Here is a 24,495-nt window from a genome sequence, read left to right as displayed (position 1 = left end):
ATCCAACATCTCCAATCAAGCTGCGGTGCGTATTTTTTAAAAGATTGCCGTCACGATATTTGAATTATAAAATAAGGGCTGCCCCCAAACCAAGTTCATAAGCTTGGGTGGGCGGCCTTTTTGCTTATTTCCATATCATTAAAGTCCTTTCCTCCACGAAACAAAACTCGAAATCTGTACGGACTTTCTTGTGGATACGTTGCTAAATAGTTCCCTTTCAGAACAGTATGAATATACTGAATGAAGCATCGGCCTACTGGAAGGGGAGACAGAATGAAGCGAAAGTCTTGGCACGTCTTGAAGCCTCGAGTCAATAAGCTAACACCCCGCATAATAGCAACTATTCCTGTAAAAAGCCCGGTCTCCAACATCGTCGTTAATCCAGTGACGAATCGCGTGTACTTTTTACAAGGCGAAAACGACTTGAGTGTTCTGGATGGGAACACAAACAAAATCATAGCAACATTGAAAACGGGACAATTGCCTTTCCAAATGGCAGTCAATACGAGAACGAACCGTATTTATCTTGTTAACTTCTTTGATGGTACTGTTTCCGTTATTAATGGCCGCACGAATCGGATTATCACAACAGTAAAAGTGGGTGAACGCTGTGATGAAATCGCGCTAAATTCCCGAACGAATCTGATCTATATAGCGACCATATCCTTATCGTCTAATAAGGCCAATGTTGCTGTTCTGAACGGGAGTACCAACAAGATCCAACAAAGAATCCCTTTTATTGGACGTCCTTCAGAAATTACAATTGATGAAAGAACGAACCGAATTTATGTGACGAACACCAGCAAAGATACAGTATCAGTTATTGACGGAAGTACGAATAACATTCTGACATCTGTCAAAGTGGGGCGTAATCCAGTCATAACTCCAGCCTTAAATACGAGGACAAACCGCCTTTATATTGCAAACAACCTAAGCCGATTCTGTTCTGTATTGGACCTGCGAACGAATCGAATACACAATATTCAACTCGGCAGACTTCAAAGTGAAATTACACTTAACCCTGTGACGAACCGAATCTATGTATCAAGCGCGCAAATATCAATAAAGGGCCGGTTGTTTGTCATTGATGGCAGACTGGATCGTGTGATCAGAACCTTAACTATTCCTTCTTCAACAAATATGCTGATCAACCCGCGTACGAACCATTTATTCATTTCGGAGTTTCGGGAGACCGGAGCAGCTCCGCTTAATGTCTATAACGGCAGCACTCTGAAGCGTATCGCAATTCTTCGCCTCACCAAGAGATCAGGTGCCGCGGTGCTTAACCCGCGAACAAACCGAATCTATTCAGGCGGCGAAACTAACATTACCGTCATTCAGGATTAGGTCCATCATTATTTATAAGAAAAAGCAAAATAAACAACCCCCGCGATATCGGTGGGGGTTGTTTATTTTAGCAGGCCGCCGCTGTAACCTGCACTTTTTGTGGATTTAAAAGAAAGAAAACTCCGAGCTGCTTCTTATACAGCGGGCGGGAAGCCTGTTGTATTTGTCACAATGGAAGGCGATTACGACGGTGGCGAGGGGAAGTGGAGTTATTTATAAAAACACTTGACTTCGAGTTACAATTCCAACGATCTCCTCTATTAATATTGGGTTTCATCTTTACTCGGATCATAGGTAACGAGAAATATTCCACTCACCTGATCAAACAAATTAATAAATACTTGTTGGGCATCCTTGTAAGGCATGGGTTGACTAATGATTTTTCCATTAGAGAGTTGTACAACGAATTTCAATTGATCAGATGTGCACAATTTTTTCGCCTCCTACTAGTCAATCAATGTCGGATCATTTCGATTGATTGTTCATACGATATGTATCCTGATTAGATTAATTCTATCGGAACAATAATTAATAACAATCCCCCATTCGGGGTAGATTTGGGGGGATCTTATCTGAATAATACTAAAATAAACTACTGCGAGAACTCTCCCAGAACTCCTAACGGAAAACGATTGTGCCATGACAACAGGCTGCCAGCATTATTGGCAGCCCGTTCAGGTTACGGGAAGCTATGCGGAATAGTAACCATTTATGGCAGAATAGCTATGTTTAGCAACAATGGGGTTTTTCTCATTGTTGGAGTTAGTCATGTGAATTTAGCCAGTAAACTTGGTGGTATTTGGCTTCTCGCAGCAGATCCTGTTCTGACATAATTGTTACCCTTGCCGCGTCTATTCCATTTTCCGCCAATAACAGCCGCATCCTTCTATTAAATACATCGGGTCATTAATTCCGTGCATACTTCTGAAGTTGTTGACGGCGGCCGCACAATTCGGCAGACAATAGTCATCAATAATAATAAATCCGCCTTTGGATACTCTCGGGTACAGATTATACAAGCAATCCATGGTCGAACCGTACATATCTCCGTCAAATCTCAACACCGCAATCTTGTTAATCGGAGCGGATGGTAAAGTGTCTTTAAACCACCCCTTTAGAAATCGGACTTGGCCATCCAAGAGATCATATTTTCGAAAATTTTCTGTTACCTCTTCCAAAGAAACTTTCAGAAAATCAAAAGTATGGTGAATATCGCCGCTATCTTGAGCACATTCCGGTCTGGGCAATCCTTCGAAAGAGTCGACGACCCACACACTTCTATCCTGGATCCCGTTAACTTTGAGAAAACCTCGCATAAAAATGCAAGCTCCGCCTCTCCAGACCCCGGTTTCTATAAAATCGCCCTCTATATGGTCATTCAATACGGTCTGCATGCATTGCTGCAAATTTTCCATGCGAACTCTGCCGATCATGCTATGAGCAACAGGAGGCCAGTCAAAACCAATACGGCGCACGTCACGGTTGGGATGAAAACGTTTAACAACCTCCAAATCCTGCACACGCAGTTGATTCAATAATTCAGTAGGAAGATGTAGTTGTATATCCGGCGTCAAAGGCTGATATCGTTCGGCATCTTCATGCCAGATCTCAAATAAAATCGCTTTTTTTAGGAGTTCCAAATACATATCTTTAGAGAGATTGTAAAGCATATGTTCGCCTTCTTGTCCAGAATTCCCTGACGCCTGATTGTCTCGCACCGGTAACTCCCACCTTTCGACTAATGAATCATCTTATTCAATGTATGATTCATTCCTCTTATAGATTGGACGAATATACCTCCACAACTCACCATTTTCAATCTTGCAAGTTTCAGACGGGATATAACCTTACCAGCAGGGAGACAAGTTGTTTAAACCAACAATTAAAGATTTGAAGGAAATACATCATAAATTCTAGTGAGCAAGCAACGAGAGCGGAAGCCGTAACGGTTTTGATGAAGATGTTGGCGCTTAAGGGTAAGTAGGTTCTTAATAAATTACGAAATCACGAAAACCGCGAAGGCTTGATGCTGCGCGGTTTTTAGTGTCTCTTACCAGCGATTCTTTCATTATTCTTATTGCCCCTCATGCAAAAAAAACCTCCAAGTTATCATGAAGGTTTCTTACGCGACATTGCTGGTTATAGGGTGACTTTTTTGAAATTCGGAAACGGCTTGTCCGCTTCAGGCAGCGATGAAAGGCTTACCAACTCGGCAACTTTCATCATGTTTTCCCATATCGGCCATACTTTCGGAGATGTATGCGCTTTGTCCTTGGCTTCCTCGGACAACCCTTCGAATATTTCAATCAGCGTACCGTCTACAGACTGCAGCGTTACCGGCGTAAAATCCGTGATTAGCCCTTCTTCGCGGAGCATCGGGACGTGTCCTTTGACAATCTCGGCTAGTTCGCCTTCTTTACCCGGATGTGGGCGGTACATCGCCATGGTAAACATACTGGAATTAGACATGTGAAGCCTCCATCGAAAAGAAATATATTTCAGTCGTGAGATTAAGTATATCAAATTGTTTCCATCGATCCAAATCACTGGCGGGAGACTACAATGTTTAGTTTCGTCGGGGTTTGCGGCGCAATCTACGTCTAACGAGGTGTTGGCGGGACAAGGTAGCTGTGAAATAAAACATTTTTGAATGACATATATATGTAGGTTTAGATATCTGAATTTGAGATGCCCGACATCATTATTCTGTATTATGCAGGATAATAGAAATCATTGTATGATGAATGAGCAGATTAGAAGATCTGATATTTTTTGAAATATAAACTATCTATTAATAGGTAGATAACAGAGGAGAATGGTGAAATGAATATTCAAGATAAAGTAGTAGTGATTACAGGTGGAAGCAGCGGTATTGGAAAAGCAGCAGCAATTGAACTGGTGAAACAAGGAGCCAATGTAGTCATCAATGGCCGCCGCGAACAAGCGTTGGTTGAGGCTGCAAATGAAATCGATCCGACAGGCGCGCATGTGGCATATGTTGCCGGCGACATCTCAGATCCCCAAGTAGCAGAACGCTTAATCGGCGAAGCACTTTCGCGCTTTGGACGTATCGACACACTGGTGAACAATGCCGGCATTTTTATAGCGAAACCATTCACGGACTACACTGAAGCGGATTTTGAATCGGTACTGTCCATCAATATGGCAGGATTCTTCCAAGTTACTCAGCGTGCGGTGAGCGAGATGTTGAAGGCGGGGTCCGGCCACATCGTCAACATCACGGCAAGCGGAACCACAGAGCAGCCTCTTAAAGCCGTGCCATCCGTACTTGCCGCACTGACCAAAGGAGGCTTGAACGCGGCAACGAAATCGCTGGCGATTGAGTATGCGGACAAGGGTATTCGCGTGAACGCAGTCGCGCCAGGGATCACCAAAACGCCAATGCATTCGGTAGAGACACACGACTTTTTGGCTAAATTGCACCCAATGGGCCGAATGGGCGAGGCTCAGGATATTGTTGACGCCATTCTTTATCTAGAATCCGCACAATTCGTGACTGGAGAGATTCTTCACGTCGATGGCGGTCAAAATGCCGGACAGTGGTAAGCCGTAAGTAATTTTTGGAATACGGACAAATACTGAAAATGGCTGGAGCTGCTTTTTTCCAAATTGAATAAATGCTCACGAGCTATTCGATTCACTTACACTTGGATATTATTATCGGCAAAGTTAAGTAGTAAACAAATAATTTTTTATTAATGGAGGAGGGAAGAGATGCTATATGAGCTGCGAGTTTATGATGTAAATCCAGGCAAGATGAAGGTTATCCAAGACAGGTTCAGAGATCATGTTATTCAATTATTTATGAATCATGATATGAAAGTGACGCATTTCTGGGAAGATTCAGATGAAGCGAATAACCGTCTTTATTATGTTGTTGAGCATGCCAATATGGAAATGCGTAACCTTAACTATGATCGTTTCCGCAACGATCCTGAATGGATTGAAGTAAAACGAATCTCAGAACTTGATGGCCCCTTAGTTAAGAAGCAAGAAAGTATATTTATGCAAAACGTATCATTTTTCGATAACAAATGAAAATCATACGGGAACCTGTATGTAAATTAAAAAAAGATTTCTAAAAACAATAATGAAATGGAGCAAATAAAATGAAAACTTTAGTAATCGTTACTCACCCGAACATCGACGCATCCAACTGGAATAAAGCATGGGTGGAGGAATTGCAAAAGCATGACGATATCACGATTCATGAATTATATAAAGCGTACCCAGACGAAAACATCGATGTTGCTAGAGAGCAGCAATTAATTGAAGCGCATGACCGGATTATTTTTCAATATCCGCTTTATTGGTACAGCACACCGCCATTACTCAAAAAATGGTTTGATTCTGTCTTGCTATACGGCTGGGCTTATGGTCCGGATGGCACTAAAACAGCGGGTAAAGAAATCGGTGTTGCGATCTCGACCTATGGTACGGAAGAGTCGTATCAAGCAACCGGGTTCAATCGCTTTACCCTGCGAGAAATATTGCGACCTATAGAAGCACTTGCTCATTTTATTAGTGCCTCTTATCTGCCTCACTTTTCACTAAACGACACTTCTATCGTTACGGATGAACGATTAGCACAGAGCAGCATCGCTTACGTGAATCATATTAAAACGGTAAAGCCAGTTGTGGTGGACTAATGAAAGACTTGATCATTGATGTTTATATGGATACGATGTGTCCCTGGTGTCGTATGGGAACTAGCAGTCTGCGAACCGCTTTGAAACAATTACCAGAAGGCACTAAGGCAACTGTTCGTTGGCATGCTTTTCAGATTAATCCTGGTATTCGTCCTGAAGGAGAAGATTATCGCCAGGTTATGATTGGGAGACTAGGCGGGGTTCCTCAATTCGAAGCAAGAATGAGGCAATATAATGAAACCGGTGCTCATTTCGGCCTTACATTTAATATGGATATTGTGAAATATACACCGAATACGACCTTATCCCATCAGTTAATAGCTATTACGCCAGAGAACTTGCAAGAGCAATTGATTGAGAAGATATATACGGCTTATTTTGAAAATGGTATCGATATCGGTAATGTGGATAAACTTGTGGAAATAGCAAGAGCAAACGGGATTACTGAAGATGCTGCTGAACTTAAAATGCGACTTATTAAAGGCGATGGGATTGAAAAGGTTGAATTAGGACAGCGCAACGCGGAAAAACTGGGAATCAGAGGGGTGCCTTACTATGTCGTCAACGAGAAGGTCAGCCTATCTGGTTTACAATCTCCTAATGATTTTATAAGAGTGTTTGAGAATAGTTAAGCTGCTGCAAGGGTTCGCCATGCAGGTTAACAGAATCATTGTATGATGAATGAGCAGATCAGAGTTCTGATATTTTTCCAAATTAAACTACCATTTAATGGGTAGATAAAAAGGAGAATATTTAAAATGAGTGTTCAAGGTAAAGTAGCAGTAATTACAGGTGGAAGCAGCGGTATTGGAAAAGCAGCAGCAATTGAACTGGTGAAACGAGGAGCCAATGTAGTCATCAGTGGCCGCCGCGAACAAGCGCTGGTAGAGGCTGCAAAAGAGGTGGATCCGACAGGCGCGCATGTCGCATATGTTGCCGGCGACATTTCAGATCCGCAAATAGCTGAACGCTTAATCGGTAAAGCAATTTCGCGCTTTGGACGTATCGATACACTGGTGAACAGTGCCGGTATTTTTATAGGGAAATCATTCACGGACTTCACTGAAGCGGATTTTGAATCGATACTGTCCATCAATGTGGCAGGATTTTTCCAAGTTACTCAGCGTGCGCTGACCGAGATGCTGAAGGCGGGTTCCGGCCATATCATTAACATCACGGCAAGTGGAGGAGCAGAGCAGGCTCTTAAAGCCGTGCCAGCCGTACTTACCGCGCTGACCAAAGGAGGTTTGAACGCGGCAACGAAATCGCTGGCGATTGAATATGCAGACAAGGGCATTCGCGTGAACGCAGTCGCGCCAGGGGTCATTAAGACGCCGATGCATTCGGTTGAGACATATGATTATTTAGCTCAATTGCACCCATTGGGCCGAATGGGGGAGGCTCAGGATATTGTTGACGCCATTCTTTATCTAGAATCCGCACAATTCGTGACCGGAGAGATTCTTCATGTCGATGGCGGTCAAAATGCCGGACAGTGGTAAGCTGTTAGCCCGATCAAGGAAAGCAAAAGAAATGAATGGTACCGGTTTTTCGGTCATAGAGAGGGCACACAAATGAACATCGGTTTTATTGGACTAGGAACAATGGGAAAGTCGATGGCGAACCATCTGATAAAAGCGGGCCATATGATAGTGGCGTATAGGCGAAGCCAAGGCCGAACGAATGATTGGGCGGGGGACTCCGTTAGGTTCGTCTCCACCCCAGCTGAAGCGGCTTTGAATTCGGAAATCTTGTTTACAATGCTGACCGACGACGTCGCGATAGAGCAAGTGTATTTCGGAGAGCAAGGTATTCTTGCCGGTTGCAGAAGCATTTCGGCTAAGCCTCGAATTGTTATCGATTGTAGCACGATCGATCCGCAGCTTAGCATCCGCATGGCGGAAGCACTCGAAGCGGTTGGTGTTGACAAGCTGGAAGCACCGGTGGCTGGCAGCAAGCCGCAAGCCGAAGAAGGCACACTGACCTTTATCGTCGGTGGCAAGAAGCATGTGCTCGAGGAAGTCGAGCAGTTGCTCCTGCTGATGGGGAAGAAGGCGATTTATATGGGAGGTTATGGAGCAGGCTCCACAGCTAAACTTGCTGTCAATATGATGTTGGCTACCCATGTGATTGCACTGTCTGAGAGCCTGGCCATGGTCCGTAAAGCCGGTCTCGACGCTTCCAAATTCCTCGATGTTGTTGCGGGAGGCGGCGCGCGTAGCGGCGTGGCCGAAATGAAGGGCTCGAAGATGATCGAGCATGATTTCTCGCCGCAGTTTATGACGGCGCTCATGCACAAGGATCTTGGTCTTGCTGCAAGGCTAGCGGATTCGCTGAGCTTGCCGCTACCGACCGCCGCGTCCGTAAAGCAGGTATTTCAGACGGCTTGCAATACGGGACTTAGCAAAGAAGATATGAGCTCTGTTTATAAATGTTATGAGCAATGGGCGAATATGTAAGTGGAATCACACAATATCAAAAGGTGAGACGTGGAATATCCTTTGTCATATAAATAAAGGATATTCCAAACTGATATTTCACGAGGGCAAAATTAAATTTATGAGCCGTTTCAGATATCTGTATTTGAGATACTCAATATCATAATTCTGTATTCTGCAGGATATTAAAATCTTTGTATGATGAATGAGTAGAAAAGAAGGTCAGATATTTTTTTAAATATAAACTACCTTTTAATAGGTAAAAATAAAGGAGAATATAAAAATGAGTGTTCAAGGTAAAGTAGCAGTAATTACAGGTGGAAGCAGCGGTATTGGAAAAGCAGCAGCAATTGAACTGGTGAAACGAGGAGCCAATGTAGTCATCAATGGCCGCCGCGAACAAGCATTGGTTGAGGCTGCAAATGAAATCGATCCGACAGGCGCGCATGTGGCATATGTTGCCGGCGACATCTCAGATCCCCAAGTAGCAGAACGCTTAATCGGCGAAGCACTTTCGCGCTTTGGATGTATCGACACACTGGTGAACAATGCCGGTATTTTTATAGCGAAACCATTCACGGACTACACTGAAGCAGATTTTGAATCGGTACTGTCCATCAATGTGGCAGGATTCTTCCAAGTTACTCAGCGTGCGCTGACCGAGATGATGAAGGTTGGTTCCGGCCACATCGTCAACATCACGGCAAGCGGAACCACAGAGCAGCCTCTTAAAGCCGTGCCATCCGTTCTTGCCGCACTGACCAAAGGAGGCTTGAACGCGGCAACGAAATCGCTGGCGATTGAGTATGCAGACAAGGGCATTCGCGTGAACGCAGTCGCGCCTGGGATCACCAAAACGCCAATGCATTCGGTAGAGACACACGACTTTTTGGCTAAATTGCACCCAGTAGGCCGAATGGGCGAGGCTCAGGATATTGTTGACGCCATTCTTTATCTAGAATCCGCACAATTCGTGACTGGAGAGATTCTTCATGTCGATGGCGGTCAAAATGCCGGACAGTGGTAAGCCGTAAATAATCTTAGGAATGGGGACAAATACTGAATTAAGAAAAGGAGGATGGCGTTTATGCTGTATGAACTGCGGATCTACCAAGTTGTTCCCGGCCGTATGCAAGCGATACTGGATCGGTTTCGGGATGATACGATAAGAATTTTTGCTAAGCATGATATGAAGGTAACTAATTTTTGGGTAGATGTGGACGAATCAAAGGATCGGTTGTATTACGTACTTGAGCATCTGGACGCGGCATCCCGTGAACAGAACTTCCAAGCTTTTCTGGAAGATTCAGAATGGCTGGAGCTTAAGGAAAGAACGGAACAAAACGGCCCCCTACATGAGAAAATCGATATTGTCTATATGAAAAAAGCACCTTTCTTCCAAATCGATTAAAAGCGCAAAACACTATCCAACAACGATGAAGGATGGAAGATAAATTTTTTGAGGGGAGGAAGATGAATATGAAACTTGACACAGAACTTTGTCGCATTTTCAATATTCGTTACCCCATCTTCTTGGCTGGTATGGCAGGTGGACCTGGAACGGTCAGCTTAACTGCGGCCGTATCCAATGCGGGTGGGCTTGGCACACTAGGAGCCGCTTATATGGAGCCCGAAGCGATCCGCAGTGCGATTCGTGACATTCGTAAGATAACGAACGCTCCCTTTGGAGTGAATTTATTTGCTATACGGGCTACCGACGACAATACGAGAACTGAAGAAGTTCAACGGGAACTGAATGATATGCGAAATACATTCGGACTACCGCTGGTCGCGGGAGAAGCCGTGCGAACGCCAGATCATTTCGAGCAACAATTCACCGTTGTGTTGGAGGAAAAAGTCCCGGTTGTCAGCACGGCGTTTGGCGTTCTTCCTGCACATATGATTGAGCAAGCCAAAGCGGCGGGCATTCGAATTGTCACAATGGTGACGACGGTCAATGAAGCACTCCTTGCTGAAGAAGCGGGATGCGACGCGATTGTGGCTCAGGGCAGTGAGGCCGGGGGGCATCGTGGGACATTTGACATCTCCAATCGACCCATGGGTGCTAATATTAGCACAATGGCCTTAGTGCCGCAAATTGTTGACCGTGTTCATGTTCCTGTCATTGCGGCTGGAGGGATTATGGATGGCCGCGGGCTTGTCGCTGCCCTTGCACTTGGGGCACAGGGTGTGCAGATGGGAACGCGCTTCCTGACTGCGGTTGAATCAGGAGCGCATATCTTGTATCAGCGAAAACTGCTTGCCAGCACCGAGGAGAGCACAGTGATCACGAACGTGTTTTCCGGTCGTCCGGCCAGAGGGGTTGCTAACAAATTTATCGAAGTCTGGGAGAAGAGCGGGTTAGAGCCGCTTCCGTTCCCTACCCAAAATACCGCGACAAGGGATATTAGAAATGCTGCGGCCAAGCAAAATAATCCCGATTATATGTCTTTGTGGGCAGGACAAGGTTTGCGGATGCTTACTTCTGGCCAAAGTGCAGAGAGTATCGTGCAGGAAACTATCAATCAGGCGCAAACGATTCTTTATTAAATAATAACTAAACATATCATTCCGAATGGGGGAGAATTAACATGCCAATCGTTACGATCCAAGTGACTCGTGAGGGTACCACACCAGATAGTCAGTCTGTCACGGCCGAAGAAAAGGCGGCGCTCATTAAAGGGGTCAGCGAAGTTCTGCTCAACGTTCTGAACAAGCCGTTAGAATCTACCTTCGTAGTTATCGAAGAGGTTGATACCGAGAATTGGGGTTGGGGAGGACTACCTTTGTTGGAATATCGCCGGCAGCTTGCCGCTAAGATGAAGTAATTACGTTAATATTTTTTTAATCGAACCCAGTGCCAACACGGCACTGGGTTTGGTTTTTATAAGGGGCGTCTTTATTCATCGTATATGTCTTACTCCATTTGGAATAATAGCAGTGACTGTGTCAATCAGGAGGAGTTTTCATGAGATGGTTTATAAGAGGTAAAGATACATTCAATAATTATGAAAATCTTCCTACAATGAAAAGCAATAACCTGGAGGAAGACAATAATCATGAGTTTACATCGGATATCGAGCAAAACGAAAAGATTTTAAGAGAAACATTCCAGGATTGTTCTGACTTGGAATACCGAAGGATAGAAGGTAATCATAACCTTCAAGGGCTCATTGTTTACATAGATAACTTGATTGATACAAAAATGCTCGATGAGCATGTAATTAAACCAATGCTCACGAGCATAACAAATGATAAATTTCCGAAGGAAGCAGGAGATCTTAAAAGTGAGATGATCTCCGTTGGAACCACGAATAGCTCTACAAAAGTATCAGAAACCATTCGTAACCTATTAGAGGGTTATGCCGCCATTCTAATTACAGGTAGCAGCAATGTGATAACGGTCTCAATTCCCGGTTCATCCAAAAGAAGTATTGAAGAAGCGTCATCCGAGCCTGTTATACGCGGCCCAAGGGACGGTTTCATTGAACATATTTCAACAAACATAAGTTTGATACGTTCAAGACTCAAAACTTCAAAATTAAAGATAGAGTATATTACTTTAGGAGAGGTTTCCCAGACTCGAATAGCCATTACATACCTAAAAGGTATTGTGCAGGAAACATTAGTTGATGAAGTTAGAACGAGATTGAATTCCATACAAGTGGACGGTATTCTCGATTCAGCGTATATCGAAGAATTTATTGAGGATCAACCGTATTCACCATTTCCCCAAGTCCACAACACGGAACGTCCGGATGTGGTGGCTGCTGAATTGCTTGAAGGAAAAGTAGCCATTCTTGTCGATACTACCCCATTTGTCCTTATTGTTCCGATGACGTTCTGGACAGGACTTCAGGCAAGTGAAGATTACTATGTTCGTTGGCCAGTCGCTACTTTTGTTCGATGGATTCGATTCCTCTTTATCAATTTAGCGATATTTGCACCTCCGCTGTATGTAGCTATTACGACCTTCCATCAGGAAATGATACCCACTAATCTTGTTCTGAGTATTGCTGCATCGAGGGAAGCCGTTCCATTTCCTGCGGTGATTGAAGCTTTACTAATGGAAGTCATATTTGAAGCCCTGCGGGAAGCCGGAAATCGTCTGCCTAAACAGATAGGCCCAACCATAAGTATCGTTGGAGGTTTAGTCATTGGTCAGTCATCGGTTCAAGCGGGATTAATATCTGCTCCAGTCGTCATTATCGTGTCCATCACTGGCATTTCGGCGTTTACGATTCCTCGCTATAGCTTTGGAAATGGGATCCGATTACTTCGTTTTCCAATGTTATTCTTGGCGGGGACACTGGGCCTTTATGGCATTGTTCTAGGATTGATAGGCATCATATTGCACGTGACCTCCCTTCGTTCCTTCGGGGTTCTTTATTTTTCTCCAGTCTCTCCGCTTAAGTTGACCGGCTTGAAGGATGTTTTGATAAGGATACCGATTTGGGCGAAATTTCGATCGGGGGTTAAGAGATGAGAAGACTAAAATATATAATTCTTCTCGTATTTGTCTTTATTAGCGGGTGTTGGGATCGTATGGAAATGAATGATCTTGCATTTGTCACGGGTACAGCGATGGACCTGTCGGACGACGGTAACATGCTATGTTCTCTTCAAATCGCAACGCCATCTACTGAAGGAGGAATGGGTGGCGGAGGGAGCGGCAGCAAAAATAAATTTTTCATTATATCCGCAGAGGGAAAGAATGGAAATGAAATTCATCAAAAACTTCAGAAGAAAAGCTCGCGCCATTTGTTTTACTCTCATCGCAGTATTGTGTTTATTAGTGAACGTTTAGCTAAGCATGGCATTCAAGGTGTATTGGATATCTTTACGCATGACCCAAGAAATCGCTTAAAGACTTATATCATGGTTGTTAAAGGCAATGAAGGGGAGAATATTTTGCAAATGAATTATCCTCTAAAGCAAGTGCCAATTGAAGCAGTGAGGGAAATGGAAAATTCGGGAGATGATTTAGCCGTAACAATGAAGGATTTTTTTATTTCGGCAGAAGGTGAGGGTGTTCACCCCGTCGTAGGGGTAATTGAATCCGATATCCACTCCAAAGATCCACATAAGCAACTATTTAGATTAGCGGGCGCTGGCGTGTTTAAAGATTTAAAACTATCCGGTTTATTAGATATAAATGAAACATTGGGGCTGATGTGGGTGACGGACAAGCTGAAGTTCGGTCGAATCACGGCAAATTTACCCGAAGGGAAGGGGGAAGTTGGGATGTTGATAACCCAAGCTGACCGTAAAATCATTACGAAGACTGGGCATGATTCTTTACAATTTAAGATTCAGTTGGAAGGTCAAGGAAGTTTGGTCGAGAATAATTCCAGTCTGGATATCAACGAACCAAAGAATTTGAAGCTAATAACAAAAGCGCTGGAAGATGCAGCCAAGAAACTAGTCCAAGATGTTATGTTTAAAATCCAAAAGAAATATAAAGTGGATAGCGTGGGCTTTGGCCAAGAAATTTATAAGCATAACCCTGAAAAGTGGGCATTTTTGAAAAACGAATGGGATGCTCGGTTTCCAGAGGCAGATATATCGGTTGAAGTTAACCTGATAATACAAGGAGAGGGAATGGTACATTCTTCCTTCGAGAAGGAGTCCGAATAATAATGATCCTGAAAATATCAACTTTTGTTATTTTCACGTTAGGTTGGTCTTACTATAAAGTTCGGATGTTTCTAAATAAAAAACAGCCTAAGGTAGCTGTTGTATATAGTTGTTTGATGGGATTATGTCTGATTCTAGGCTCTTTATTATTTGCCCATGTTCATATTAGCACAACAGCTCCTGTGAAATTCATTTTTGAGCCCATCGGAAAAATCATTTTAAAACAATGAAACTAAACCTCTGACTTCCTCCAGCGCCTCTTTATCGAATCAATCATTAGAAGTGTAAGGGGTAAAATGGTTTGCGTAAAGAATGCATAAATTGGAAAAGAATATCTAAGAAAAGTAGTCAATTCACTGGAATATAAATTAAAAACCGTAATCGATCCTACCACTGACAAAATCGTTAAAGGGAATACAAAGTCCCTGTAATTTCTAATGTTAAAAAGATGGCATACACTTAGACATATAAGAAAGAAGATGAGAGATATTTTTACAAAGCAACCCATGACCCATATAGCCACCCCTAAAGCCTCTAATCGCTCAAAGCTTCCTTTTATACCTACATACCGAACTACGTCTAACACTGGAAAAGTCAATTTTTCCACTAACGGCCCAAAGATCATAATCAGAGGAATAATAGTAATGCAGAGAAGACCGACGATAAGGAACAATGCGATGAACGAAACTTTGGTTGCTTTCTTCGGTTGATTGAAATAAGGAAGAAGCCAACCCAAAATAATAGTTTGACCGAAGTAAGCGACTGGGAATAGGGTCCCCTGAAGAACTGGGACCATTCCTTGACTCATCACAGGAAGGAGCCGCTCAGGATTAGATTCTGCGAGCATGAGTATCAAGAGTGGAAGCAACAAAGCAAGGATGAGTAAGGAAAAGTATTCACTACTTCTTGCGATAGATTCGATACCCATATAGGCTGCTAAACCGCATAAGAGTGCCAACGTTAGACTGACAACGATAGCAGGAGTTCTCATGAACAGAACGGTATTTATAAACTGTATGTGTTGATGAAGAGCGATGAAATCAAAATTAAACCAGTAATAAATAAAATAGCATCCTAAGCATTTTGCAGGCCATTTCCCTATGATTTGAGAGCTGTACTGTATAATCGTCAGACCCGGGTAGCGATTCGACAATATGATCATCGCCCAAATCGTTAATGACCCGATCAAGACAGCAGGAAAAATCGTTATCCATGCATCTTGCTTGGAAATTTTCGACAACACACCCGGCATGATAAGAATGAGGGTAGGAGCTATAAAGGAAAAAATTAACAAACATAATTGAGTTCCCGATATTTTTTCAGCGGACTCCATTCGCGTTCTCCTTCAACTAAAACACTGACTTCTTCCAGCGCCTCTTTATCGTATCAATCATTAGAAGTGCAAGGGGTAAAATGAATTGTGTAAAAATGGCATAACTTGGATAAGAATATCTAAGAAGAGTAGTCAAATCAGTGGAATAAAATTTAAAAACCGAAACCGATCCTATCGCTCCCAAAAGTGTTACAGGGAATACAAAGTCCCTGTAATTTCTAATGTTAAAAAAATGGCTTACACTTAGACATATAATAAAGCAGATGAGAGCATCTTTTACAAAGCAACCCATAACCCATATAGCCACCCCTAATGCTTCCAAGCGTTCAAAGCTTCCTGTTACACCTATATACCGAATTACTTCTAACACTGGAAAAGTCAATTTTTCCACTAACGGGCCAAAGATCATAATCAGAGGTATAATAGCAATGCAGAGAAGACCAGCGATAAGCAGCAATGCGATGAACGAAACTTTGGTTGCTTTCTTCGGTTGATTCAAATAAGGAAGAAGCCACCCCAAAATAAAAAATTGACTTAAGTAAGCGGTTGGGAAAACGGACGCCTGAAGGACTGGAAGCATTCCATGACTCATCACAGGAAGGATCCGCTCCGAATCAGATTCCGTGAGCATAAGTATCAAGAGTGGAATCAACAAAGCAAAGATGAGTAAGGAAATGTACTCATTAGATCTTGCGATAGATTCGATACCCATATAGGCTGCTAAACCGCATAAGAGTGCCAACGTTAGACTGACAACGATAGCAGGAGTTCTCATGAGCAGAACGGTATTAATAAACTGTATGTGTTGATTAAGAACCACGAAATCATAACTAATCCAGTAATAAATAAAATAACATCCTAAGCATCTTGCAGGCCATTTCCCTATGATTTGAGAGCTGTACTGTATAATCGTAAGACCTGGGTAGCGATTCGACAATACGATCATCACCCAAATCGTTAATGCCCCGATCAAGACAGCAGGAAAAATCGATATCCATGTATCTTGCTTGGAGAACTTCGACTCCAAACCTGGTATGATAAGAATGACGATAGGAGCTATAAAGGAGAAAATTAACATACATAATTGGATTCCCGATATTTTTTCAGCGGACTTCATTCTCGTTCTCCTCAGGTCAGATTCTCTCCAAGTATTCCCTTCTTACCAACATGTATACAGATGGAAAGCAATCCGGGAATAACTCTTCAAGATCAAATCCGCCTACATAAAAAAATAGAAAGCCTGATTGCTCAAGCTTTCTTGTATAAGAAAATGTCCACCCCAACCCCAATTCTCGGTGCTCAACCCTCGATAACTACGAAGGTAGATTCTAACGGCTTGTTCAGAACGTTGAGCAGAGCTTGCTAGCTCCTTCAATGAGCGCCGCCCTGTGTTGCGCCGTGACAGACTGACGATCTGGTGCGGTGCTCTCATTAAGTACTTTAACTAAAATGGGCTCGAATCTCCGATAAGAAGGCTGACAATGCGGGCGTGATTAAAGCGTCTTTGCGCCTGATGAACACGGTTGTGACGATGGCATGCTTACCGGGGATCTCATGGCAGCGGATTCGGCCTTGCTTTTCCGACTCGGTTATGATGGAACGCGGCAGAAGAGCAATGCCGAGGCCGGCGCCTACACAACCAATAATCGTTTCAATCGATCCGAATTCCATCAGCTTAACGGGCAATATGCCTTCATCATGGAGTAACTGATTTAATTTTGCCCGGTAGGAACAGCCGTTGTGGAATACGAGGAGCGTAGCCAACTGCATATCATGGAGGGAATTAATAGGCGGATGGGAGACCGAAGTGACAAGTACCAGCTCCTCATCAATGACGTTTTCCTGAACCAAATCGGGATGCTCCACAGGACCGGCCACGAATGCTCCGTTCTGCTCATAATGAAGAACGGCATGAATGTGCTGCTCGGAAGTACCGGTAATTAAAGAGAAGTCTACCGCCGGATATTCGGTATGATACTTGGTAAGCAGCGTAGGCAGCCGAACGGCGGCGGTTGTTTCCAGAGACCCGATATGAAGCGGCCCTGCAGGAACGGAGGAGTCTCCGACGGCCAATCTGGCTTCTTGAATGACATGTAATATTTTCTCTGCATAGGAAACAAGGATTTGACCGGAAGGGGTAAGCGTAATACCCCGATTGTGGCGGTAAAAAAGCTGAGTCTGCAAATCGGTCTCCAGCTGTTGAATCTTATGGGTGACATTGGATTGGGCAAAGTTTAATTTATGAGCCGCTTTAGAAATGCTACCTTCGTGCGCCGTGGTAAAAAACACTTTGAGCAATTGAATATCCATATAGACCTCCTGTATATTTAGATTTAGACATCTGAATTTAAGATATTTAATATCACTATTCTGTATTATACATGATAACTGGAATCATTGTATGATGAATGAACAGATGAAAGTAGAGATAGGAGGGAAAGTGAATGGAGAGAAGGACTTTGATCGTTTTGCTCGGAGGCATAGCAGCATTGATGGTGGCTATGGGAATCGGAAGGTTCGCCTTTACTCCTATCCTCCCGATGATGATGGATCACCATCTGTTCTCCGCAGCGGGTGCGGGTTATCTGGCTTCAAGCAATTATTTGGGGTATTTTATTGGTGCGTTTGTCCTGACGTTGGTCCAGGTTAGAAGCCGATCCATGCTGCTGTTTGCTGGGTTAATCGTATGTATTGCTACCACATGGGGAATGGGCCTGTTCCACAGCCTAGATGCCTGGCTTGTACTCCGGTTTTTGTCGGGCCTTGCCAGCGCAATCGTGTTTGTCATCGCCTCCAGCATCGTACTGGATCGTTTATCGGCGCTCCAAGCCGGAATATTCTACGGAGGCGTGGGAGCGGGCATTCTGCTGACCGGACTATCAGTTCCGCTGCTTGCCCGAAACAGCGATTGGAGCGAAGTATGGATGGGACTGGGACTGATCAGTCTGATCTTAGGTCTGGCAGCCTGGTATTCATTGCGGGACAGGCATACCGTCACGCAGACGTTAAGCTCTTCTCATGACCACACCCATCATTCTTCTGCCGTTCGGCGGGTCTTGATATGTTTGATGATTTCCTATGGCTTGGAAGGCTTGGGCTACATTGTTACCGGGACCTATCTTGTAGCTTTCGCCAAGTCAGTTTCTAACATCCCCAATATTGCATCAATTAGTTGGATACTGGTTGGTATTGCCGCGACACCTTCGTGCGTCGGTTGGTCGATGCTTGCCTCTCGATGGGGAAAAAAGTGGACATTGACCGTTGCCATGCTGCTGCAATCCATTGGCATTGCGATTCCGGTTCTTATTCCTTCTTCAACCGCTGTATTCGCAGGTGCCATTCTGTTCGGCGTAACCTTTATGGGGATAACGACGCTGTCCGTCGCTTTTGCCAAGGATCTATACCCAAAAAACAACCGAAAGATTATAGGTTTACTGACTACCTTTTTTGGCTTGGGGCAAATTATCGGGCCGCTTATTGGAGGTCTTCTGATATCGGAAAATGGCAGCTACCTCACCGCTTTAATCGGAGCGGCTTTCATCGTCTTCTTGGGGGCGCTTAGCTTGCCTTTGGGTATTGGTCGATCCGAGCGGCAGCTCAAACAAGCTACATGAAATAGGTTTGAGTTTTGACACGGCTAAAAATAATGAAGGATTCTCTCGTCCTTGAACGATTAAAATTTTCGATTTTTGAAAAAGTGCTCAGGGTTAGTTGACAACGCTATCTACTAAAAGGTAGAATTAGAACATGACTAAAACTAAAAATACAGCAGAAGCCATTTTGGATACTGCTCAGTCGATTGTTCAGGATGTCGGGTTTAACGGATTTAGCTATGCACACATTGCAGAAAAAGTAGGGATTCGCACTGCCAGTATTCATTACCATTTCCCAAACAAGGAGGATTTAGGAGAAGCGCTGATTTCGCGGTATCACAGACATTTCATGTCTGCAATTGCTCAAATCGATACCGAGACACAGAACAATTTGGAAAAGCTACGCAAATTTACTTTACTTTACAGTGGCCCTGTTCAAGATTATTGTACTTGTCTGGGCGTGATGATTTCTACTGACTTGGCTACATTATCAGGCAAGTCACGTGAAGGGTTAGCTCAGCTTTTCACCGCTAATCTAGAATGGCTAGAGCGAGTGTTGGATCAGGGACGGCGTGAAGGGCATTTAAATTTTGAAGCTGCCGCGGATGTGGAAGCCCATCAATTCCTTGCTTCGCTTCAAGGTGCGCAATTACTTGCAAGAAGTTTTCGGGATATAAGTAGATTTGACATGATTGCCGAAGGATTAATATCCGCTTTAACTTAAAAAAGAAGGCGGATATTTTCTTGTGATTGATTTACCTTTTGATAGGTAGGAGATTTTACAGCAATGAAGCTACTCTCAAGGTGGACAGCGAAATACTTAAAGTTTTGATACATCATACAATTAAAAGGAAAGGAGCTGACGCGTCAGCTCCTTTCCTTTTAGTTGTACACCGTTTTTATTTGTGGTTGTTTTATAAGGCACTCATAGACCTCTTGTATGTATAGGTATCCGATTTTGAGATACTCGATATTATTATTTTGGATTATACATGATTTCAGGCAGCATTGTATGATGGATGCGTGTGTACATTCTATTGACAGAAGTGCATCGGATGCAGCCATTAGGAGAAGGGGTAGTCATATGAATTCAGAACAACGGAAGATGCCTAAAATTGAATTGGAAAACCTTATTTTGAGAATAAAAACTGACATTTTGTCACTTATTGTGGCTGGAGAGTCTCTAAACCGCATCTTACATGAAATTGAAGAAAAAGGGAGCAACTACGTCTCAGGTTATTGGGAAACCATACGGTATGCACGCGGCGAATGGGGCAATCTCGGACCGGAACAGATGGAAATCGTCGCGGCTCTAAACGATCTAACCGATGTAGCCATCCAACGGAAAGAAAAGGACAGAGAAATCAATTCGCGTTGTTTTCAGTTCGTCATTCCATATAATTCGGGCGGGCATGACTTTTGGCATAGAGTGTGAGATTTATCATGCTTTGGCGACCATATGTTCTGCCTTTTTTTTTGTGAAAACATGACCTTCCGCAGATTTTCTTCCGTTCTTTTCTTGTTAAAATCCAAGTGTAAGAAAAATAAAGAAGGATAAGCGAAAAACAAACGCAGTAGAGGGGAGGAAAGATCCCCAATAATACACGGAGGTGAAGGAGAAATTGAAATTAAAGAAAAGTAACTTAGTTGTGTTAATTAGTGCCCTATTAGTCTTTATTGTTTATTCCTTTTACATGTCGTTTCACAAAAAAGAAATAGTGAAGGCTCAAGAGCTTTTAACTACAGTTAATGAAAATTCGAGCACGCCTTACGAAACAGCTATTTTTGCTGGTGGTTGTTTCTGGCATATGGAAGAGGCTTTCGAAAAGCTTGACGGTGTCTTGCGTGTTGAAAGTGGCTATACAGGAGGACATAAGGAAAATCCCACCTATGCAGAAGTTGGTTCTGAAACTACAGGACATCTCGAGTCGGTGGAAGTTCGTTATAACCCGAATCAGATTACGTATGACAACCTCCTTCAAGTTTTCTGGCGAAACGTTGATCCTACGGATGCAAACGGTCAATTCGTTGATCGTGGCAATGAATATCAATCCGCTGTATTTTACAATAGTAATGAACAAAAAGAGTTGGCTGAGGCATCCAGAGATGCATTAGCAGCATCAAAAAGGTTTGATAAACCGATTGTAACTAAGATTTCATCTGCATCAACGTTTTACAAAGCCGAAATGGAACATCAGGATTATTACAAAAAAAGCCCAATCAGCTACAAGGTAAGTGAGCTTGGATCTGGTCGTGATAAATTTTTAGATAAAACTTGGGGCAAGGATCGGGAAGTAAAAATTACTGCAAAAACAGTTTTCAATAAAGATTTTAATAAGGAGGAAAAGCTGAAAATGCTGACTAAGCGCCAATACGATGTAACTCAGAAGGGTATTGATGAGCCGCCATTTAATAACGAATATTGGGATAACAAAGAAGAAGGGATTTACGTAGATGTTGTCTCAGGCGAGCCTTTGTTCAGCTCGAAGGATAAATTTGATGCAGGCACGGGCTGGCCTAGTTTTACAAAACCTTTGGAGCCAAACAATATTATATTAAAAGAAAGCTCTGGTTTTCTTTCGTTGACTACCCAGGTCAGAAGCCGTAATGCGGATTCCTTTCTAGGCGATGTGTTCAAAGACGGACCCAAACCAACGGGATTGCGGTACTGTATGAACTCTGCGGCCTTACAATTTATTCCAAAAAATGAACTTGAACAAAAAGGATATGGCGCTTATGCTGAGCTGTTTAATTAACAGTAACTGCGGTATCATTTGCAGTTTCATGGTTAAAATATAAAACAATTGTAAACTTAAGGAGATCAGAAAAATGAGAAGAGATTTTGTATTCCACCTTTATAATGTTGAGCACGATAACTTTCTTAAGCTGCTTGCTAAATGTCCAGAGGACAAACGCATGGTCGTCCCTGAAGGTTTTAATACCAGCCTTTATTGGCATTTAGGGCATGTACTTCGGGTTACTGAGTTCCATGTGTTTGATCTTGGTGCACAAGCAACGAGCCTTCCGCAAAAGTACCAAGATATTTTCTTTTATGGAACGAAAGCTACGGAATGGAAAGAAGAGCAACTGGCGCAGCTGCCTGCATGGGATGAGATGATCGATCTGTTGAAAGAACAACGTGAACATCTTTACAATACGCTCAAAGACGGACTGGAAGAGTCTGTACCAGAGAACTTCAAAAAAGCCGAAAATTTCGGAGAGCTGATACTTACGACTGCGACACATTTATCTAATCATAATGGCGTTGTCGCCGCAATGCTGCAAATGCTGCAACAAAAATAATAAGTAAAACAAAAACAGCAGTCCAAATTCTATATTTGACTGCTGTTTTTGATAAATAAACAAAGTAGAAAAGCCACATGAGGAGATTAGAATGAAACCACGATCATGGCTATTATTATTCATCGTTGTAATTGGGGGGTTATTGTGGCTCAACTATAAGGTTCTGCATCTTGGTCCGGAAGATATAAGAGCTTGGATTTTATCATTCGGCTGGGCTGCGCCAGTACTGTTCATCTTCATTTATGCGGTGCGTCCTTTGATATTGTTTCCCGCGTCCGTTCTTTCATTGACTGGCGGATTAGCTTTCGGACCGGTCTGGGGAACGGTTTATACGATCGTTGGCGCGACGATGGGGGCGGTGTTATCCTTTTGGTTAGCTCGATTCTTGGGTAATAAATTGGTTTCCACGAGGTCGAAGGAGAAATGGGGCAAGCTTGAAAAGCAACTACAGCAGAAGGGTTTTATCTATATTTTGCTTCTGCGACTGATTCCCCTATTCCCATTTGATCTTATCAGTTACGGAGCTGGCGTGGCCAAAGTGAATTTTTCGGCATTTTTATTCGGTACGCTTCTGGGAATCATTCCAGGAACGTTTGCTTATAGTTTTCTGGGCTCGAGTTTTCTGCACGAAAAGAAATCATACATCGTCATTGCTGTGATTGTTTTCGTGCTTGTGACACTGATCCCGCTTGTTTTCAAGAAACGAGTGGTTAGCTCATAAGGAGGAGGAGCGCATATTTTGAAAAGCTATGATCTCATTGTCATCGGCGGTGGATCCGGTGGACTAACCGTAGCGGCAGGTGCAGTTGGCTTTGGGGTAAAGGTGGCTTTGATCGAAAAAGAGCCTGAGCCTGGAGGAGACTGTTTGCACACGGGCTGCGTGCCTTCCAAAGCGTTGATTGCCGCGGCAAAGGAGCTATACACGGCCAAGAAATCTGCAGACGCTTATGGATTGGAATTGCAGGGCAAAGCAGATTATCTTGAAGCTTACCGAAGAGTCCAAGCTGCTAAAACAACAATTCAACTTCATGATAGCTCAGAACGGTTCCACAGCATGGGTGTGGATGTGTTTCAGGGACACGGTCAATTCCGGGATAAGCACCATATCGAAATCGATGGCGGCGAAGTGCTTTATGGCAAACGCATTGTCATTGCCACAGGTTCCAGAGCGGCCATTCCGCCTATTGATGGTTTGCAAGATGTAGATTTTCTGACCAATGAAAGTGTTTTTGATATGAAAGCTTTACCCGAAAGCCTTGTTGTTATTGGGGCAGGGCCGGTTGGATTGGAATTATCTCAAGCTCTCGCCCGTTTGGGTGCTAAAGTGACCGTACTCGTGAGAGGATCGCAAATACTAAACAAAGAAGACGCGGATCTCGTTCCCTACGCACAAACTGCGTTGGAAAAAGAAATGTCATTCCTGTTAAAAACAAGGGTGAACAGGGTTGAAGCAATACCTGGTGGGAGAAAGCGGATATTAGTAGAGCGCGACGGGGAAAAGCTTCAATTGGAGACAGATGCCATATTGATTGCGACCGGCCGAAAGCCGAACACCGACCGTCTTGGACTTTCACGCATCGGCATTCAAATGGACGAAGATCATATCGCGGTAAAAAAAACGTTGCAGACAAGTATTCCGCACATTTACGCCGTCGGAGATGTGATCAAAGCGTTTCCTTATACGCATGCTGCAGGAATGGAGGGTAAGATCGTCGTAGGAAACGCAGTATTCGGTCTGAAACGAAAAGCAAGCTACGATAACGTTCCATGGGTAACCTATACGGATCCGGAAATCTTTCATTTGGGGATGACGGAGGATGAAGCTCGCAAACACGCTGGGAATGATATCCGAATTTACAAAGTGACCTTGGATCAGGTGGATCGATTTATAACAGATAGGAATACAGAAGGCATTGTTAAGGTGATTACGGATCGGAAAGGAAGGATCTTGGGCGCTCATGCTGCTGGGAATGGAGCGGGGGACTGGATGCAGCAAGCTGTTTTTGCGAAACGCTTCGGCCACAAGCTTCCCGATATTTCGCAAGTGGTGCATCCGTACCCTGCCCGCTCCGAAGCTTTATTGAAGACAGCTGATAAATATTGGCGCGATAAGTTATTTCAAGGTGGTATCGCAGGGCGATTGATTAAGGCCTATATAAAATGGTTTCGATAAT

General features: G+C 43.5%; 26 protein-coding genes. 20 read left to right on the top strand and 6 right to left on the bottom strand.

Features of this window, described 5'->3' with window-relative positions:
* Window positions 1-273 precede the first annotated feature (273 nt).
* Window positions 274-1,347 (top strand): YncE family protein, encoded by a 1,074-nt coding sequence (locus AC58U0_RS22855; RefSeq protein ID WP_497381255.1) that lies wholly within the window; start codon window positions 274-276, stop codon window positions 1,345-1,347.
* Between the two features lie 260 nt (window positions 1,348-1,607).
* Here AC58U0_RS22855 and AC58U0_RS22850 read toward each other — a convergent pair whose 3' ends face one another.
* The 3 genes from AC58U0_RS22850 to AC58U0_RS22840 form a co-directional block, all read right to left on the bottom strand.
* Complete coding sequence (locus AC58U0_RS22850) at window positions 1,608-1,778, bottom strand: hypothetical protein (protein ID WP_156389898.1); 171 nt, start codon at window positions 1,776-1,778, stop codon at window positions 1,608-1,610.
* 420 nt (window positions 1,779-2,198) lie between these two features.
* Window positions 2,199-3,017: a TylF/MycF family methyltransferase gene (locus AC58U0_RS22845; RefSeq protein WP_497381332.1), complete on the bottom strand. Its 819-nt coding sequence runs from the start codon at window positions 3,015-3,017 to the stop codon at window positions 2,199-2,201.
* Between the two features lie 469 nt (window positions 3,018-3,486).
* Window positions 3,487-3,816 carry a hypothetical protein gene (locus tag AC58U0_RS22840; protein ID WP_497381254.1) on the bottom strand — a complete coding sequence of 110 codons (330 nt, stop codon included), beginning with the start codon at window positions 3,814-3,816 and terminating at the stop codon, window positions 3,487-3,489.
* Window positions 3,817-4,170: 354 nt separating this feature from the next.
* On the opposite strand from AC58U0_RS22840, the gene AC58U0_RS22835 reads away from it, so the two are divergent.
* The 12 genes from AC58U0_RS22835 (at window position 4,171) to AC58U0_RS22780 (ending at window position 14,092) form a co-directional block, all read left to right on the top strand.
* On the top strand, window positions 4,171-4,914 hold the full coding sequence (locus tag AC58U0_RS22835; RefSeq protein WP_497381253.1) for an SDR family NAD(P)-dependent oxidoreductase: 744 nt from the start codon (window positions 4,171-4,173) through the stop codon (window positions 4,912-4,914).
* 168 nt (window positions 4,915-5,082) lie between these two features.
* Window positions 5,083-5,406: an NIPSNAP family protein gene (locus tag AC58U0_RS22830; protein ID WP_497381252.1), complete on the top strand. Its 324-nt coding sequence runs from the start codon at window positions 5,083-5,085 to the stop codon at window positions 5,404-5,406.
* Window positions 5,407-5,477: 71 nt separating this feature from the next.
* Window positions 5,478-6,017, top strand: coding sequence for an NAD(P)H-dependent oxidoreductase (locus tag AC58U0_RS22825; RefSeq protein ID WP_497381251.1), 540 nt, complete (start codon window positions 5,478-5,480; stop codon window positions 6,015-6,017).
* Window positions 6,017-6,649, top strand: a complete 633-nt coding sequence (locus AC58U0_RS22820; RefSeq protein ID WP_497381250.1) for a DsbA family oxidoreductase — start codon at window positions 6,017-6,019, stop codon at window positions 6,647-6,649. The genes AC58U0_RS22825 and AC58U0_RS22820 overlap by 1 nt, the downstream gene beginning before the upstream one ends.
* A gap of 126 nt (window positions 6,650-6,775) precedes the next feature.
* Complete coding sequence (locus AC58U0_RS22815) at window positions 6,776-7,519, top strand: SDR family NAD(P)-dependent oxidoreductase (protein ID WP_497381249.1); 744 nt, start codon at window positions 6,776-6,778, stop codon at window positions 7,517-7,519.
* A 72-nt stretch (window positions 7,520-7,591) separates the two neighbouring features.
* Window positions 7,592-8,476, top strand: a complete 885-nt coding sequence (locus AC58U0_RS22810; protein WP_497381248.1) for an NAD(P)-dependent oxidoreductase — start codon at window positions 7,592-7,594, stop codon at window positions 8,474-8,476.
* A 262-nt stretch (window positions 8,477-8,738) separates the two neighbouring features.
* A complete protein-coding gene (locus AC58U0_RS22805) occupies window positions 8,739-9,482 on the top strand; it encodes an SDR family NAD(P)-dependent oxidoreductase (RefSeq protein WP_497381247.1) in 744 nt (247 codons plus the stop codon).
* 60 nt (window positions 9,483-9,542) lie between these two features.
* Entirely contained in the window at window positions 9,543-9,866 is a 324-nt protein-coding gene (locus AC58U0_RS22800; protein WP_497381246.1) for an NIPSNAP family protein, read from the top strand.
* A gap of 62 nt (window positions 9,867-9,928) precedes the next feature.
* On the top strand, window positions 9,929-11,005 hold the full coding sequence (locus tag AC58U0_RS22795; protein ID WP_497381245.1) for an NAD(P)H-dependent flavin oxidoreductase: 1,077 nt from the start codon (window positions 9,929-9,931) through the stop codon (window positions 11,003-11,005).
* 41 nt (window positions 11,006-11,046) lie between these two features.
* Window positions 11,047-11,283, top strand: coding sequence for a tautomerase family protein (locus AC58U0_RS22790; protein WP_497381244.1), 237 nt, complete (start codon window positions 11,047-11,049; stop codon window positions 11,281-11,283).
* 140 nt (window positions 11,284-11,423) lie between these two features.
* Window positions 11,424-12,941: a spore germination protein gene (locus tag AC58U0_RS22785; RefSeq protein WP_497381243.1), complete on the top strand. Its 1,518-nt coding sequence runs from the start codon at window positions 11,424-11,426 to the stop codon at window positions 12,939-12,941.
* Window positions 12,938-14,092, top strand: a complete 1,155-nt coding sequence (locus AC58U0_RS22780) for a Ger(x)C family spore germination protein (protein WP_497381242.1) — start codon at window positions 12,938-12,940, stop codon at window positions 14,090-14,092. Before AC58U0_RS22785 ends, AC58U0_RS22780 begins: the two co-directional genes overlap by 4 nt.
* 232 nt (window positions 14,093-14,324) lie before the next feature.
* Here the strand turns inward: AC58U0_RS22780 and AC58U0_RS22775 are convergent, their stop codons facing one another.
* The 3 genes from AC58U0_RS22775 to AC58U0_RS22765 all read right to left on the bottom strand — a co-directional run bounded on the left by AC58U0_RS22775 (window position 14,325) and on the right by AC58U0_RS22765 (window position 17,735).
* On the bottom strand, window positions 14,325-15,425 hold the full coding sequence (locus AC58U0_RS22775; RefSeq protein ID WP_497381241.1) for a GerAB/ArcD/ProY family transporter: 1,101 nt from the start codon (window positions 15,423-15,425) through the stop codon (window positions 14,325-14,327).
* A gap of 16 nt (window positions 15,426-15,441) precedes the next feature.
* Window positions 15,442-16,542 carry a GerAB/ArcD/ProY family transporter gene (locus tag AC58U0_RS22770; protein WP_497381240.1) on the bottom strand — a complete coding sequence of 367 codons (1,101 nt, stop codon included), beginning with the start codon at window positions 16,540-16,542 and terminating at the stop codon, window positions 15,442-15,444.
* Window positions 16,543-16,865: 323 nt separating this feature from the next.
* Complete coding sequence (locus AC58U0_RS22765; protein WP_497381239.1) at window positions 16,866-17,735, bottom strand: LysR family transcriptional regulator; 870 nt, start codon at window positions 17,733-17,735, stop codon at window positions 16,866-16,868.
* A 134-nt stretch (window positions 17,736-17,869) separates the two neighbouring features.
* Between AC58U0_RS22765 and AC58U0_RS22760 the strand changes: the two genes are divergently transcribed.
* The 7 genes from AC58U0_RS22760 (at window position 17,870) to AC58U0_RS22730 (ending at window position 24,494) form a co-directional block, all read left to right on the top strand.
* Window positions 17,870-19,039, top strand: a complete 1,170-nt coding sequence (locus tag AC58U0_RS22760; protein WP_497381238.1) for a YbfB/YjiJ family MFS transporter — start codon at window positions 17,870-17,872, stop codon at window positions 19,037-19,039.
* 133 nt (window positions 19,040-19,172) lie between these two features.
* The gene (locus AC58U0_RS22755) at window positions 19,173-19,742 is read left to right on the top strand and encodes a TetR/AcrR family transcriptional regulator (protein WP_497381237.1); all 570 of its coding nucleotides are present in this window, start codon (window positions 19,173-19,175) and stop codon (window positions 19,740-19,742) included.
* Window positions 19,743-20,102: 360 nt separating this feature from the next.
* Window positions 20,103-20,453, top strand: a complete 351-nt coding sequence (locus AC58U0_RS22750) for a hypothetical protein (RefSeq protein ID WP_497381236.1) — start codon at window positions 20,103-20,105, stop codon at window positions 20,451-20,453.
* A 259-nt stretch (window positions 20,454-20,712) separates the two neighbouring features.
* The gene (gene msrA / locus AC58U0_RS22745; protein ID WP_497381331.1) at window positions 20,713-21,774 is read left to right on the top strand and encodes a peptide-methionine (S)-S-oxide reductase MsrA; all 1,062 of its coding nucleotides are present in this window, start codon (window positions 20,713-20,715) and stop codon (window positions 21,772-21,774) included.
* A 73-nt stretch (window positions 21,775-21,847) separates the two neighbouring features.
* On the top strand, window positions 21,848-22,321 hold the full coding sequence (locus AC58U0_RS22740) for a DinB family protein (RefSeq protein WP_497381235.1): 474 nt from the start codon (window positions 21,848-21,850) through the stop codon (window positions 22,319-22,321).
* A 91-nt stretch (window positions 22,322-22,412) separates the two neighbouring features.
* Window positions 22,413-23,042, top strand: a complete 630-nt coding sequence (locus tag AC58U0_RS22735; protein WP_497381234.1) for a TVP38/TMEM64 family protein — start codon at window positions 22,413-22,415, stop codon at window positions 23,040-23,042.
* 18 nt (window positions 23,043-23,060) lie between these two features.
* On the top strand, window positions 23,061-24,494 hold the full coding sequence (locus AC58U0_RS22730) for a dihydrolipoyl dehydrogenase family protein (RefSeq protein ID WP_497381233.1): 1,434 nt from the start codon (window positions 23,061-23,063) through the stop codon (window positions 24,492-24,494).
* Window position 24,495: the final 1 nt, after the last annotated feature.

The organism is Paenibacillus sp. J31P190, from assembly GCF_059692075.1.
The sequence above is the reverse complement of the archived record's forward strand: the minus strand, read 5'-3'. Positions and strand labels throughout refer to the sequence as shown.

Bases quoted from the DNA above. Each gene is read 5' to 3' on its own strand.
- AC58U0_RS22855 (WP_497381255.1), top strand. From the start codon at position 274: ATGAAGCGAAAGTCTTGGCACGTCTTGAAGCCTCGAGTCAATAAGCTA.
- AC58U0_RS22845 (WP_497381332.1), bottom strand. From the start codon at position 3,017: ATGCTTTACAATCTCTCTAAAGATATGTATTTGGAACTCCTAAAAAAA.
- AC58U0_RS22840 (WP_497381254.1), bottom strand. From the start codon at position 3,816: ATGTCTAATTCCAGTATGTTTACCATGGCGATGTACCGCCCACATCCG.
- AC58U0_RS22835 (WP_497381253.1), top strand. From the start codon at position 4,171: ATGAATATTCAAGATAAAGTAGTAGTGATTACAGGTGGAAGCAGCGGT.
- AC58U0_RS22830 (WP_497381252.1), top strand. From the start codon at position 5,083: ATGCTATATGAGCTGCGAGTTTATGATGTAAATCCAGGCAAGATGAAG.
- AC58U0_RS22825 (WP_497381251.1), top strand. From the start codon at position 5,478: ATGAAAACTTTAGTAATCGTTACTCACCCGAACATCGACGCATCCAAC.
- AC58U0_RS22820 (WP_497381250.1), top strand. From the start codon at position 6,017: ATGAAAGACTTGATCATTGATGTTTATATGGATACGATGTGTCCCTGG.
- AC58U0_RS22815 (WP_497381249.1), top strand. From the start codon at position 6,776: ATGAGTGTTCAAGGTAAAGTAGCAGTAATTACAGGTGGAAGCAGCGGT.
- AC58U0_RS22810 (WP_497381248.1), top strand. From the start codon at position 7,592: ATGAACATCGGTTTTATTGGACTAGGAACAATGGGAAAGTCGATGGCG.
- AC58U0_RS22805 (WP_497381247.1), top strand. From the start codon at position 8,739: ATGAGTGTTCAAGGTAAAGTAGCAGTAATTACAGGTGGAAGCAGCGGT.
- AC58U0_RS22800 (WP_497381246.1), top strand. From the start codon at position 9,543: ATGCTGTATGAACTGCGGATCTACCAAGTTGTTCCCGGCCGTATGCAA.
- AC58U0_RS22795 (WP_497381245.1), top strand. From the start codon at position 9,929: ATGAATATGAAACTTGACACAGAACTTTGTCGCATTTTCAATATTCGT.
- AC58U0_RS22790 (WP_497381244.1), top strand. From the start codon at position 11,047: ATGCCAATCGTTACGATCCAAGTGACTCGTGAGGGTACCACACCAGAT.
- AC58U0_RS22785 (WP_497381243.1), top strand. From the start codon at position 11,424: ATGAGATGGTTTATAAGAGGTAAAGATACATTCAATAATTATGAAAAT.
- AC58U0_RS22780 (WP_497381242.1), top strand. From the start codon at position 12,938: ATGAGAAGACTAAAATATATAATTCTTCTCGTATTTGTCTTTATTAGC.
- AC58U0_RS22775 (WP_497381241.1), bottom strand. From the start codon at position 15,425: ATGGAGTCCGCTGAAAAAATATCGGGAACTCAATTATGTTTGTTAATT.
- AC58U0_RS22770 (WP_497381240.1), bottom strand. From the start codon at position 16,542: ATGAAGTCCGCTGAAAAAATATCGGGAATCCAATTATGTATGTTAATT.
- AC58U0_RS22765 (WP_497381239.1), bottom strand. From the start codon at position 17,735: ATGGATATTCAATTGCTCAAAGTGTTTTTTACCACGGCGCACGAAGGT.
- AC58U0_RS22760 (WP_497381238.1), top strand. From the start codon at position 17,870: ATGGAGAGAAGGACTTTGATCGTTTTGCTCGGAGGCATAGCAGCATTG.
- AC58U0_RS22755 (WP_497381237.1), top strand. From the start codon at position 19,173: ATGACTAAAACTAAAAATACAGCAGAAGCCATTTTGGATACTGCTCAG.
- AC58U0_RS22750 (WP_497381236.1), top strand. From the start codon at position 20,103: ATGAATTCAGAACAACGGAAGATGCCTAAAATTGAATTGGAAAACCTT.
- msrA (WP_497381331.1), top strand. From the start codon at position 20,713: ATGTCGTTTCACAAAAAAGAAATAGTGAAGGCTCAAGAGCTTTTAACT.
- AC58U0_RS22740 (WP_497381235.1), top strand. From the start codon at position 21,848: ATGAGAAGAGATTTTGTATTCCACCTTTATAATGTTGAGCACGATAAC.
- AC58U0_RS22735 (WP_497381234.1), top strand. From the start codon at position 22,413: ATGAAACCACGATCATGGCTATTATTATTCATCGTTGTAATTGGGGGG.